General features: G+C 68.5%; 9 protein-coding genes. 3 read left to right on the forward strand and 6 right to left on the reverse strand.

Annotated elements, in window-relative coordinates; translation table 11 throughout:
* Nucleotides 1-3: 3 nt before the first annotated feature.
* Entirely contained in the window at nt 4-2,964 is a 2,961-nt protein-coding gene (locus JS278_RS10675; RefSeq protein ID WP_114045176.1) for a bifunctional [glutamine synthetase] adenylyltransferase/[glutamine synthetase]-adenylyl-L-tyrosine phosphorylase, read from the reverse strand.
* 86 nt (nt 2,965-3,050) lie between these two features.
* Between JS278_RS10675 and JS278_RS10680 the strand changes: the two genes are divergently transcribed.
* Nucleotides 3,051-3,770, forward strand: coding sequence for a sterol carrier family protein (locus JS278_RS10680; protein WP_114045177.1), 720 nt, complete (start codon nt 3,051-3,053; stop codon nt 3,768-3,770).
* Here the strand turns inward: JS278_RS10680 and glnA are convergent, their stop codons facing one another.
* The gene (glnA, locus tag JS278_RS10685; protein ID WP_114046274.1) at nt 3,771-5,072 is read right to left on the reverse strand and encodes a type I glutamate--ammonia ligase; all 1,302 of its coding nucleotides are present in this window, start codon (nt 5,070-5,072) and stop codon (nt 3,771-3,773) included.
* 143 nt (nt 5,073-5,215) lie between these two features.
* Here glnA and JS278_RS16670 point away from each other — a divergent pair, with 143 nt between their 5' ends.
* Entirely contained in the window at nt 5,216-6,079 is an 864-nt protein-coding gene (locus tag JS278_RS16670; protein WP_114045178.1) for a DUF2510 domain-containing protein, read from the forward strand.
* On the opposite strand, the gene JS278_RS10695 is transcribed toward JS278_RS16670, so the two are convergent.
* The 4 genes from JS278_RS10695 to JS278_RS10710 are packed head-to-tail and all read right to left on the reverse strand — an operon-like array spanning nt 6,080 to nt 10,155.
* Entirely contained in the window at nt 6,080-7,342 is a 1,263-nt protein-coding gene (locus JS278_RS10695; protein ID WP_114045179.1) for an ABC transporter permease, read from the reverse strand.
* Nucleotides 7,329-8,018, reverse strand: a complete 690-nt coding sequence (locus JS278_RS10700) for an ABC transporter ATP-binding protein (RefSeq protein ID WP_114045180.1) — start codon at nt 8,016-8,018, stop codon at nt 7,329-7,331. Before JS278_RS10700 ends, JS278_RS10695 begins: the two co-directional genes overlap by 14 nt.
* On the reverse strand, nt 8,015-9,490 hold the full coding sequence (locus JS278_RS10705) for a hypothetical protein (protein WP_114045181.1): 1,476 nt from the start codon (nt 9,488-9,490) through the stop codon (nt 8,015-8,017). The genes JS278_RS10700 and JS278_RS10705 overlap by 4 nt, the downstream gene beginning before the upstream one ends.
* Nucleotides 9,491-9,495: 5 nt before the next feature.
* Complete coding sequence (locus JS278_RS10710; protein WP_147243190.1) at nt 9,496-10,155, reverse strand: hypothetical protein; 660 nt, start codon at nt 10,153-10,155, stop codon at nt 9,496-9,498.
* A 139-nt stretch (nt 10,156-10,294) separates the two neighbouring features.
* Between JS278_RS10710 and JS278_RS10715 the strand changes: the two genes are divergently transcribed.
* Nucleotides 10,295-11,329, forward strand: a complete 1,035-nt coding sequence (locus JS278_RS10715) for an IS630 family transposase (protein WP_060539089.1) — start codon at nt 10,295-10,297, stop codon at nt 11,327-11,329.
* The last annotated feature ends 484 nt before the right edge of the window (nt 11,330-11,813 follow it).

Here is an 11,813-nt window from a genome sequence, read left to right on the forward strand (position 1 = left end):
CGCTCATGCGCTCCAGAAGAGTTCCTCCACCGCCTTCGAGGCCAGCCGTGACAACCTCAGATGCTCCTCGATCAGCTGTTCGGAGGACCCCACCCCCAGCCCCATGACGCGGGCGACGCCGTCCAGGTCCTCGATGCCGGTGGGGATGACGTCGGAGGCCTTCCCCCGCGACACCACGATGGCGTTGCGCATCCGCGAGGCATGGATCCAGGCCTCCCGCAGCGCTTCATGCTGGGCCTCGCTCATCAGCCCGCCGGCCAGGGCGGCGTCCAGGGCCTCCACGGTCGAGGTGGTGCGCAGCGCCGGCAGCTCCGCCGCGTGCTGCATCTGCAGGACCTGCGCGGTCCACTCCACATCGGACAGGCCGCCGGGGCCCAGCTTCAGATGACGTTGACGATCCACCCCGCGGGGGATCCGCTCGGACTCCATCCGCGCCTTGAGCCTGCGGATCTCGGCGAACTGAGACCTCGTCAGCCCCCCCTCGGGCCAACGGAGCCGGTCGATCCGCTCCAGCAGCCGGCCGGTGAGATCGCGGTCCCCGGCGCCGTGGGCGGCCCTCACCAGGGCCTGCGACTCCCAGGTGCTCGACCAGGACCGGTAGTACGCAAGATAGCTGGACAGTGTGCGCACCAGCGGACCGGACTTCCCCTCGGGCCGCAGGCCGGCGTCAAGGTCCAGCTTCGGATCGGGCCCCGGCAGCGCCAACAGGTTCCGCAGCCGGCTCACCATCGCGGTGGCCCTCGCCGTCACCTCGGGGTCCTTCGAGTCCTCGACGATGAACAGCGCGTCGGCGTCCGAGGCGTAGGACATCTCGGCACCGCCCCATCGGCCCATCGCCACCACCCCGATCCGGGGCGGGTCCTCGACCTCCCGGGCCACCACAGTCAGGCCGGCGTCGACCGTCGCCCCGGCGAGATCGGCCAGTCCACGACCGGTCTCCAGACAGTTGGTCTTGCCAAGGATGCTGGCCACCACGATCCGGAACAATTCGCGACGGCGCACCGCCCGCACCGCCGCGACGGCGTCCTCCACGGTCTCATGGCGAGCCGCCACCGCGGCCATCTCCCGGCCCACATCGGCGGCCGCCCGGGGCCGGAGGTCCTCCTCCGCCAGGATCTGCACCGTCTCGGGGGCCCGGTACAGCATGTCGACGGCATACCTGCTGCTGGCCAGCACGGTCGCCAGGCGCTGAGCCATGGCGCCCTCGTCGCGCAGCGCCCGCAGGTACCAGTGAGAATCCCCCAGAGCCTCCGAGACCGTCCGGAAGGCCAGCAGGCCACGGTCCGGGCTGGGGGCGTCCGCCAGCCACTCCAGCATCACCGGCATGAGCTGGGCCTGGATGCGCACCGCCCGGGAGGTGCCCTGGGTGAGGGCCTTGATATGCCCGAGCGCAGCCCTCGGATCCTTGAAACCCAGTGCTCGCATCCGGTCCTCGACGGCGGTCGGGGCCAGCTGGAACTCGTCGGAGGGGATCCGGGCGACCGCCTCGACCAGGGGCGAGTAGAAGACCTTGTTGTGGGTCCGCAGCACGGCCCGGGTGGTGGCCCCCCACACCTCCCGGGTCTGCTCGGCGCTGCGCACCCCGATCGAGCGTCCGATCCGGCGCAGTCCCCGGTCGTCGGCGGGCAGCAGGTGGGTGCGCCGCATCCGGAACATCTGGACGCGGTGCTCCATGAGCCGTTCCAGCCGATAGGCGTTGTCGAGCCTCTTCGCGTCTCCGCGGGAGATGTAGCCACCGGCGGCCAGGGCCTTCAGAGCCCCGAGCGTGGAGCGGCCGCGCAGCGATTCGTCGTGGCGCCCGTGCACCAGCTGCAGCAGCTGGACGGTGAACTCGACATCGCGCAGCCCCCCGGAGCCGAGTTTGATCTGGCGGTCCTTCTCCTTCGCCGGGATGAGATCGACCACCCGGGCGCGCATCGCCCGCACCTCGGCGACGAAGTGCTCCCTCTCCCCCACCTGCCACACCATCGGCGCCACGAAATCGCAGAACCTCTGTCCGAGTTCCAGATCGCCGGCCATCGGGCGGGCCTTGAGCAGCGCCTGGAACTCCCAGTTCTTCGCCCATTTCCGGTAGTAGATGGTCATCGAGTCCATGGTGCGCACCAGCGGGCCGGCATTGCCCTCGGGCCGCAGCGCGGCGTCCACCTGCCAGATGGATCCGGCTGCCGAGTGGGTCGAGCAGATCCTGGCCACCGCCCCGGCCAGCCGAGACGCCACCATCACGGCCTGCTGCCCGGTGACGTCGTCGCGGGCGGGTTCGGCGACGTGGATGACGTCGACGTCGGAGATGTAGTTGAGCTCCTGGGCCCCGCACTTGCCCATCGCGATGATCGCCAGCCGGGCGTCGGCATGGTCCGGGTTCTCCGCCCGGGCAAGGGCCAGGGCGACGGTGACGATGGCGTCGGCCAGATCGGCCAGTTCGGCGGCGATGTCATCGACGATGTCGATGGACTCGATGGCGCCGACGTCGCGGGCGGCGATCCGCACCAGGTGGCGGTCGTTGGCCAGCCTCAACCGGTCGGCCCCGATCGACGGATCGCCGTCGGCGACCAGGAAGCCCGTCCCGTCGACGCTCGCCCCGACGTCGGCGCACAGGTCTGCGGTGATCTCTGCTGCCGGCATCCTGGCCGGCTCGCGCACCACCTGGGCGAGGTCGGCGGGGTGGGCCGCCAGGTGCCGGCCGAGCTCCGAGGAGACCCCGAGGAGGCGCACCAGCCGACGGGCCACGACGTCGTCATCCAGCGCCGCGGCGGTGTCGGCGGGCGCCACCGCCGCCAGGTCCGCGACCGCGGCCATGGCGAGGTCGACGTCGGCGCAGTGCTCCAGGTGGGTCTCCCAGGGGGCCAGCGCGGCCGGGTCGGTGCCGATCAGGACGGCGATCTGATGGTGAAGCTGGGCGGCCCGCTCGCCGTCCTCGGCACCGCGTCTGGCCAGCTCCGCATCGATGGTGGTCACGCGCTTCATCGGCGTCCTCCCTGGCTGCAGAATCCTGGTGAGAGACTATCGGGTGCCCGCGGACCCGCGGGCGTGGAGTATGGGAAGGGCGTCGGATGGCCGCAGCATCGCAGGGAGCCGGGACGCCGGGACGGGGCTGGCGCAAGGAGGTGGCGTCCTGCCTCCGGGCCGTCGACCAGGTGCTCGCCGATGACCCGCCGGCGTCCTTCCTGGTGGTGCTCATCGACGCTTTGCAGACGTTGCGCACCACCGATCGCCGCCGCCCGATGACCATCGGCGCTGCGATGGCCGCCGGGGAGCCCGGCGCCGGGGCGGCGGCGGAGATCGCGGCGGCCGCCGGGGCCGCCGGGGAGCCCGGACCGCAGACAGATCTGGTGCGTCGCGATCTGGAGGCGGCGATGTCGGCCCCTCCGGCGGTGGTGAGGACGGCGCACGGCCCGCTCGCCTCTGCGGATCTGGTCCGGCTGCTGACGGTACGGGCCTGTACCGAGGCCCTGAGCGCCGGGGCCGAGCCGTCCCGTCCGGTGCTCATCGCCGCCAGCCGGGTGCTGGCCGCCATCCTCGGTGAGCGCCACGGAGGGCGCACCATCGAGATGCGGGTGCCTCCGGCCACCGCCGTCCAGCTGGAGGCCTTCGGACAGGGCCCGAATCACCATCGCGGCACGCCTCCCAATGTGGCCGAGACCGATCCGGCGACCTTCGTGCGGCTGGCCACCGGGATTCTCCGCTGGGCGGACGCGCGCCGGGCCGGCCTCATCCAGGCCTCCGGATCCCATGTGGACGCGATGGCGAGGATGCTGCCGGTCACCCCCTGATCACAGGTTCGGCAGGTACCGGTCCAGCTCGAACTGCGTCACATTGGACCGGAACTCGTCGTACTCCGCCCTCTTGTTGCGCAGGAAGTAGTCGTAGACGTGCTCACCGAGGGTCTCGGCGACCAGCTCGGACTCCTCCATGCACCGGATGGCGGCGTCCAGGCTGGTCGGCAGCGGCTTGATCCCCATCGCGGCGCGCTCCCGAGCACTCAGGCCCCAGACGTCGTCGGAGGCCTCCTCGGGCAGTTCCATCTCATGCTCGATGCCGTCCAGTCCGGCCGCCAGAATGAGGGCGTAGGACAGATAGGGGTTGGCCGCCGAATCGATCGAACGCAGCTCGATGCGCGCCGACGCGGCCTTGTCCGGCTTGTAGAGAGGCACCCGCACCAGGGCCGAGCGATTGTTGCGGCCCCAGCAGATGTAGTTGGGGGCCTCGCCGCCCCCGCTCAGACGCCGGTAGGAGTTGACCCACTGGTTGGTGACCGCGGTGATTCCCGGTGCGTGGTGCAGCAGGCCGGCGACGAACTGCTTGCCGATCTTCGACAGGTGGGTCTCGTCGGCGGCGTCGTAGAAGGCGTTCGTGTCACCCTCGAAGAGCGACACGTGGGTGTGCATGCCCGATCCGGGATGCTCCCCGAAGGGCTTGGGCATGAAGGTGGCGTTGATCCCGCGCAGCGCCGCGACCTCCCGGATCACCACCCGGAAGGTCATGATGTTGTCGGCCATGGTGAGCGCGTCGGCGTAGCGCAGGTCGATCTCGTGCTGGCCGGGGCCGGCCTCATGGTGGGAGAACTCCACCGAGATGCCCATCTGCTCCAGCATGCTGATGGAGTCGCGGCGGAAATCGGTACCGGCCCCCAGCGTCGTGTGGTCGAAGTAGCCGCCGTGGTCCAGGGGTTCGGGCACGGTACCGGGCCGGTGGGCCTCGCGCAGCAGGTAGAACTCGATCTCGGGATGGCAGTAGAAGGTGAAGCCCATCTCCGAGGCCTTGTCCAGGGTGCGCTTGAGGACATGCCGCGGGTCGGCGAAACTCGGCGTCCCGTCGGGGTTCTTGATGTCGCAGAACATTCGCGCGGTACCGGTGCCCTGCCGCCACGGAAGGACCTGGAAGGAGGACGGGTCCGGGTGGGCCACCATGTCCGACTCGAAGACGCGCGTATAGCCCTCCACGGCCGACCCGTCGAAGCCGACGCCCTCGGCGAAGGCCCCCTCCACCTCGGTGGGTGGGATGGCCACCGACTTCAGGGATCCCAGGACGTCGGCGAACCATAGCCGGACGAAACGGATATTGCGCTCCTCCATGGAACGCAGCACGAATTCGGTCTGCCTGCTCATGCCCCCAGTCTGCCGCCTCGGTGTTTCAAACCCATAAAAACTCGCCGATCCCCTGGTGGCCGGTCGGCCATGCCGGGGCTCGGGCCCGCACGGTACGTAGACTTCCCGGCATGGCGGCAGCAGGCTGGTATCCCGATCCCGCCGGTGCGCCCGGCGTCTACCGGTGGTTCGACGGCAACGACTGGACCGACCGGACCACCGGATCCCCCGGTGAATCGGGCGGCTCCGGCGCCGGATCGGGAGGCGGTGGCCGGGGACCCGGCAGGATCATCCTCGGCGGGGTGGTCGTCGTGCTGCTCGGCGCGCTGGTCGTCTGGCTGGTGCTGCGGCAGGGCGGCGACAACGGCTCCTACGCCCAGCCCGACAACAACTCCTCGACGCCCACGGTCTCGGCCTGGAATGAGAAGTCCCACAGCCCCAGCGCCGGCTCGTCGACGGTGAAGTGTCCCCAGGGCACCACGTCGCAGGCCGGCTCGACGGCCGACGGACGCCTCCACTCCGGGGATATCTCGGTGGCCCGGATCGCGAGCTGGGACGATCAGAACCTCATCATGCCGTGGGTGCGCCAGATCAACTCGCAGACCGACACCGTCTACACCGGCAATCCGGGCTGGATGAGCGTCTCGGGGGTCGGTCAACTCGCCGCCGCCGACGGCTTCTCCAACACCAGGGACGCCGCCCGAATGATGACCGAGTGCTTCGCCAGCTCCCAGTACTACTCCGGATACACCGGTTCGAAGGTGATCTCGCAGAAGGAGTTCGACCGCAACGGGCACGCCGGATGGTGGATCCGCTCGGAGATCTACGTGTCGATGAGCAATCTGCCCCAGGTGAAGGGGGATGTGGTCGACGTCGTGGTGATGAACACCGGCCGCAGCGACTTCTTCGGGGTCTACTTCAACTCCGCCACGATCGGCGACTCCGCCCGTCAGAAGCTGGTCGACCAGGCCCGGGAGTCGGTCCAGGTCGGTTGATCAGCTCTGTCTCAGCGCATCGACCGGTTCGATCCGCGATGCCCGCCGGGCCGGATACAGCCCGGCCAGACCGCCGACCAGCAGACCGGCGACCGGGCCGAGGACGGCCAGCCGCCAATCCAGCACGGCGGTCCACTGCTTGGCCCAGCAGGTCGCCACGACGATGACGACGCCCAGGCTGGCCCCGATCAGCCCGCCAAGGGTGCCCAGCGTCACGGCCTCGATGAGGAACTGGGCCAGGATGTGGCGCGACCGGGCTCCCAGTGCCCGTCGCAGTCCGATCTCGGGGGTTCGCTCGATCACCGAGACGAAGGTGGTGTTGGCGATCCCCACCATCCCGATGACCAGGGACACGGCGGCCAGCAGGAGGAACAGCCCCTCCATGTCGGTGTTCACCTGATCCTTCAGGGAGGAGACGTCGGGCGGCTTCGTCACCTTGTAGTCGTCCGCGTGATCGGGGTTGACGGCGTCGGCCAGCTGAGAGGCCACCACATTCGCCGCCCCGGAGCGCACCTGGGCCCACATCGTGAAGGATCCGGATCCGGTCGGATCGCCGAACTGGGCACGGGCGGTGCCGGCGGGGATGATGACGGCGTTGAGGAGTTCGGCGTGGCGGACGGTGTCGGCGAGCACCCCGAGCAGATAGAACCGCCGGCCGTCGAGCCAGATGGTCTGGCCGGGCGAGACACGGGTGATCGACAGCTGCCGGGCGGCCCCGGGGCCGAGCACCGCGACCGGCTGGTCGGTGCGCTCATGCCAGTCGTTGTACAGGGCACCGGATGCCAGCGTGACGCCGGCCTCCGCGAGCAGCCCCGGGGATGCCGCCATGTAGGGCAGTTTCGAATCGGCCTGGGTCCGCGCGGGAGGGGGCAGCAGCGACACCTGGCCCTTGACACCGGTCATGGGCCATCCGATCCCCGCCTGCTCGACGCCCGCGATCGATCGCACCCGCTCCTCGGCGTCGGGCCGGAAGGTATATGAGGCCACCGCCACTCCGTCTCCGGGATCGGCCAGGGAGACCTCGTTGGCGGTCAACGGGTCGAACCGGCTGCCGATCTGGGCCGCCGCAGAGCTGGTGAGGCCGAGGACGCAGACCAGCACCGCGACGCCGAGCACGGTGCCGAAAGCGGTCATCATCGATCTGCCGGGACGCTGCGTGATACCGGCCAGAGCCTCGCCGAACAGGTCGGCGGCCCGCATCGTCGAGTGCGGCAGCGCCGGGATGTCGTCTCCCCCGTCGGTCCCCCGTCTACGCCACCTCATCGACCCGCCCGTCCTGAATCAGGATCTGGCGGGCGCCATGACGGGCGATCCCCGGGTCGTGGGTGATGATGACGACAGTGGTGCCCCTGGCATGCAGGTCGTCCAACAGCTCGATCACCTGGGCGCCGTTACGGGAGTCCAGGTTGCCCGTCGGCTCGTCGCACAGCATGAGGTGCGGCCGGTTCATCATGGCCCGGGCGATGGCGGTGCGCTGCATCTCCCCTCCCGACAGGTTCCGCGCCTCGGCGTCCAGCCGTGCGCCCAGGCCCACGCTGCGCGCCACCTCGGCCGCCCGCTCCCGGCGCTCTGCCACGGGCATCGCCCGGTAGACCCCCGACAGGCTCACATTGTCCAGGACGGTGCGGTGCGCCATGAGATGGAAGGACTGGAAGACGAAGCCGAGCCAGCCGCCGCGGATCGCGGTGCGCTGGTCGGCGGTCAATGGTCCGGTGTCGACGCCGTTGACGACGATCGTGCCGCTGGTGGGGCGATCGAGCAACCCGGCCATGTTGAGCCAGGTGGATTTGCCCGAACCGGAGGGCCCGCAGACGGTCATGAGGTCTCCGCGCTCGATCGTCAGGTCGCAGGGGCGCAGCGCGGTGACCTCCGGGGGCCCTGCATACGTCCGCCCGGCAGCCCGGAACTCCAGCACCGGCCCGTCCAGCGGGGTGCTCATCTCGGGCTCGGGGTCGGGGAGGTCTGGGCGGCATCGCCGATGAGCACGGTGTCTCCCTCGGCGACGTCCCCGGTGATCTGGACCCGGCCGTCGCCGGTCAGGCCGGTGACCACGGGCACGAAGCGTCTGGTGCCGTTCTTGACGACGGTCACGACGGTGTCGCCCTGGGGACCGGTGGCCACGGCGCTGACGGGCACGTTGAGCACGGGCGTCCGTGAGCTGGCGGTGTGGACGACGACGCGCACCTGGGTGCCCTCGTCACCAGAGACCGGTGAGCCGGGCGCCACGACGACGGTGACCTGCTTGTCGGAGCCGGACTGGTTCTGCTGGTCGTCGCTCGATGCCGCGGTGGTGGTGACCGAGGTGACGGCCGCCGGGTGACGGGTGCCGTCGTCGGTGACGATCTCGGCGGTCTGGCCGACTCTGATACCGGTGGCGCTGGTCGGATCGAGCGCCTCGGAGGTGGCCACCAGGGCGCCGCTGACAAGGGTGAGGGCGGTTCCGGTGGCGTCCTTTCCGATCGCGGTGGACAGGGCCGTGACGGTGGCGGGCACCGAGGGCACGTAGGTCACCTCGGAGCGGGGCAGCACTACCCCGGCCTTGGATCTGGCTGCGGCCAGAGTCGACGAGGCCTGGGTCAGCGCTTGATCAGCCTGGGCGAGAGACCGCTGGGCCGAGCGCAGGGCACGCCTGGCGTCGGCGATGCCGTCAGCCCTCGATGTGTCCGGGCCCGCCGATGCCGACGAACTCGCAGCCGGTTCCGAGCCCGGGCGCTGCGCCCGCGCCAGGGCGATCCTGGCAGTCTCCACCTCATCGGTGCGGGAGGTGACGTCCTGCTGGGCGGAACTGACGGCTGCGCGGGCCTCCTTCACCTCATCCGCGCCGACCGTCGTGAGTGTGTAACCGAGTCGCCGATAGAGCCTGGACACGGCGTCCTGGGTGTCGGGCCCGAAGCCGGTTTCCCGGTCGGAAAGGTATTTCATGGATCGGAGCGCATCCTGGAGCTGCGTGACGTCGGGGCCGGTGTCCCCGGGGTTGAGAGTGCGGTAGGCGGGCATGGCGCCGGGCAGCAGGATCACCGGCCGTCCGCTGATCTCCAGCAGCACTGCTCCGCCGCTTACCCGCTGCCCCTCCTTGACCCGTACCCCGCTGACGACACTGCGCTCGGCGTCCTCGCCACTGGCTCCGTCGAGGGTGACGTCGGTGCGGGTGCCGCGTTCCAGGCTGGCCCCCAGCGGCACCGACTCGGCAACCACGGAGTTGGCAACCGTGTCGGTGAGAGGAGTGACCGGTGGCGGCGCGGTATCGGCCTGACGCTGGGCCGGCGACCTGAGGAAGTGACCGGCCAGCAGGCCGACGGCAAGGAACGCCACCGCGATCACCGTCATGAGGGCCACCGGCCTCAGGCGGCGCCGCCTGTCCTCGGGCACGGCTTCCAGCGGTGTCGTCACCTCGTCGTCACTGTCCACCACAGCAACTATTCTCCTTTGGCGACGATGGCGCGCGCAGTCACGAGAGACTTGCGCACCTCGTTGTACGACGCGGTCAGCTCCGCCTGGTGCTGGGCAATGTACTGGTTCTGGTAGGCCACATCCAGCGCGTACATGACGCCGTAGTAATTGGACTGCTGAGCACAGGTGGCATCATCGACCGCCACCTTGATCTGCTGCTTCTGGGGCTTGTCGGCCACCAAGTCGGCGGCGTCGAGCTTATGGGCGAAGGAGTAGCCCTTCGTCTTCATGCAGGACGCCCACTTCTTATCAGCCGCGAGCAGCCGAGCGTCGTTCTCCAATCGCCTGGTGGCATTGTCCAGCCCGTTCGAGGTCATGTGGATAAGATTTGACCAGTCGTCCTGATCATGTCCCTGCACCTCGGCGTTGCCCTCGCCATAACATCCACCTGAAGGAACCGGCTTGCCGTCCTTGTCCTTGAGCGTCGACTTGTCGCCGCCGTCCTTGGTTCCCTCCCAGACTTCCCGCTCACGCGGATCTGGGAGGGGAGCGTTCGGATCCTTCTTCTCCTCCTTGTCGAACTTCAGAGCGAAGCGTGGATCATCTCGATACCCGAAGCGCTTGGCACTGTCAATGGATACCGTGTTGCTATATCGTCCTTCGAGCATAGTCGCATCACTCGCCATCCGAACATTGTCAGGCTTCTGACTTCCCGAAATTCCGAATCTCGACAGACATTTGTTTGCTTTGATGACTATGGCATTCTGCATACTAAGAAGTTCATAAGTATGTAGACTTTCGGGGTTTGTTCTGGGAGAATGGAGCATGCGCGAGGATGACGGGCGGAAGCTGGACCACAAGACCCTGGAGGCCCTGCGGGTGAGGGCTGTGGGCCAGGTCGAGAAGGGGGCCCGGGTCGAGGACGTCGCGGCGGCTCTGGGGCTGAACCGTTCGAGTGTGTTCAAGTGGGTGGCGGCATACCATGCGGGCGGGAAGAAGGCCCTGAGGGCACGTCCGGTGCCGGGCCGGCCTCCGAAACTGTCGGGTGTCCAGACCGAGGAGATCTACCAGATCGTCGCGGGGACGAACCCGGACCAGCATCAACTGGACTTCGGGTTGTGGACCCGTGACCTGGTCCGCCAGATCATCGCCACACGGTTCGGTGTTGAACTGTCGCTTCCGTCGGTGGGCCGCCTGCTCCACAAGCTGGGCATGTCCCCGCAACGGCCCCTGCACCGGGCCTGGCAGTCCGACCCGCAGGCGGTGGCCGAATGGCGCGAGCAGGTGTATCCGCCGATCGCCGCCGAGGCAAAGAAGAAGGGGGCGGTCATCTTCTTCGGTGACGAGGCCTCGGTCCGCTCCGACTACCACTCCGGCACCACCTGGGGGGTGATCGGACGCACCCCGGTCGTCAAGACCACCGGGGCCCGGTTCAGTGTGAATATGATCTCGGCGGTCTCGGCCCAGGGCAAGCTGCGGTTCTCCATCGTGGACGGCACCATGAATGCCACCCGGTTCCTGGACTTCTGCCGTCGGCTGCTGCGCGACGAGGGCAGGCCGGTGGTGCTGATCGTCGACGGACATGCCGCCCACAAGGCCAAGAAGGTCCGCAAGTGGGTGGACTCGACCGAGGGCCGGTTCACCCTGGTGCACCTGCCGGCCTACTCCCCGTTCCTCAACCCCGACGAATGGGTATGGAAAAACGTCAAGGCCGACCGGGTCGGCCGCCATGCCATCACCGGGCCCGACCAGTTCAAGGCCCTGGCGGTCGCCGGCCTGCGACGTCTCCAGCGCCTGCCACAGATCGTGAGGGGCTTCTTCGCCGACCCGGACCTCGCCTACATCAATGCCGCGGCCTGACCGGGTCCGGAGTACCGCCCGATCCGGATTCCCAAAAGTCTACTTACTAACGCTCGCCTTAGTAGTTGCCGCTTCCTCAGGCGTCAGAATATACGACTCGAGAGGCACTTTAATCTCACCAAGTGACGTCAGCGGAGGTGGCGTGGCAGCAATACTCGCGGCCGGAGCCGTGTCTCGATCCCCACCACCCGAGCATGCAGCCACAAGGCCGCTGGCCAGGGCTGCAACCCCGGCCAGCGCCATTAGTCTCCGAGAACGGACCGTCATGAGATTTTGAACGAACTCGCCTGATCATTCCAAGAAGCGCCGACATACTTCCTGGCACCGTCTCCATAGTTCTTGTAACCAGTCGACCCTCCACCATAGTTGTCGTTCTTGAAGAGATTGACGTCGCATGAATTATAATCCTGAGCAGCACTGACGACATCATTCCAACCCCGAGTCCCCATCGAGGCCATCACAGTGCCACCCCTGACATCACAGC

The organism is Acidipropionibacterium virtanenii, assembly GCF_003325455.1.
Classification (GTDB): domain Bacteria; phylum Actinomycetota; class Actinomycetes; order Propionibacteriales; family Propionibacteriaceae; genus Acidipropionibacterium; species Acidipropionibacterium virtanenii.

Excerpts from the sequence above, each read along its gene's own strand:
- JS278_RS10675 (WP_114045176.1), bottom strand. The coding sequence starts at position 2,964 with ATGAAGCGCGTGACCACCATCGATGCGGAGCTGGCCAGACGCGGTGCC.
- JS278_RS10680 (WP_114045177.1), top strand. The coding sequence starts at position 3,051 with ATGGCCGCAGCATCGCAGGGAGCCGGGACGCCGGGACGGGGCTGGCGC.
- glnA (WP_114046274.1), bottom strand. The coding sequence starts at position 5,072 with ATGGAGGAGCGCAATATCCGTTTCGTCCGGCTATGGTTCGCCGACGTC.
- JS278_RS16670 (WP_114045178.1), top strand. The coding sequence starts at position 5,216 with ATGGCGGCAGCAGGCTGGTATCCCGATCCCGCCGGTGCGCCCGGCGTC.
- JS278_RS10695 (WP_114045179.1), bottom strand. The coding sequence starts at position 7,342 with ATGAGGTGGCGTAGACGGGGGACCGACGGGGGAGACGACATCCCGGCG.
- JS278_RS10700 (WP_114045180.1), bottom strand. The coding sequence starts at position 8,018 with ATGAGCACCCCGCTGGACGGGCCGGTGCTGGAGTTCCGGGCTGCCGGG.
- JS278_RS10710 (WP_147243190.1), bottom strand. The coding sequence starts at position 10,155 with ATGGCGAGTGATGCGACTATGCTCGAAGGACGATATAGCAACACGGTA.
- JS278_RS10715 (WP_060539089.1), top strand. The coding sequence starts at position 10,295 with ATGCGCGAGGATGACGGGCGGAAGCTGGACCACAAGACCCTGGAGGCC.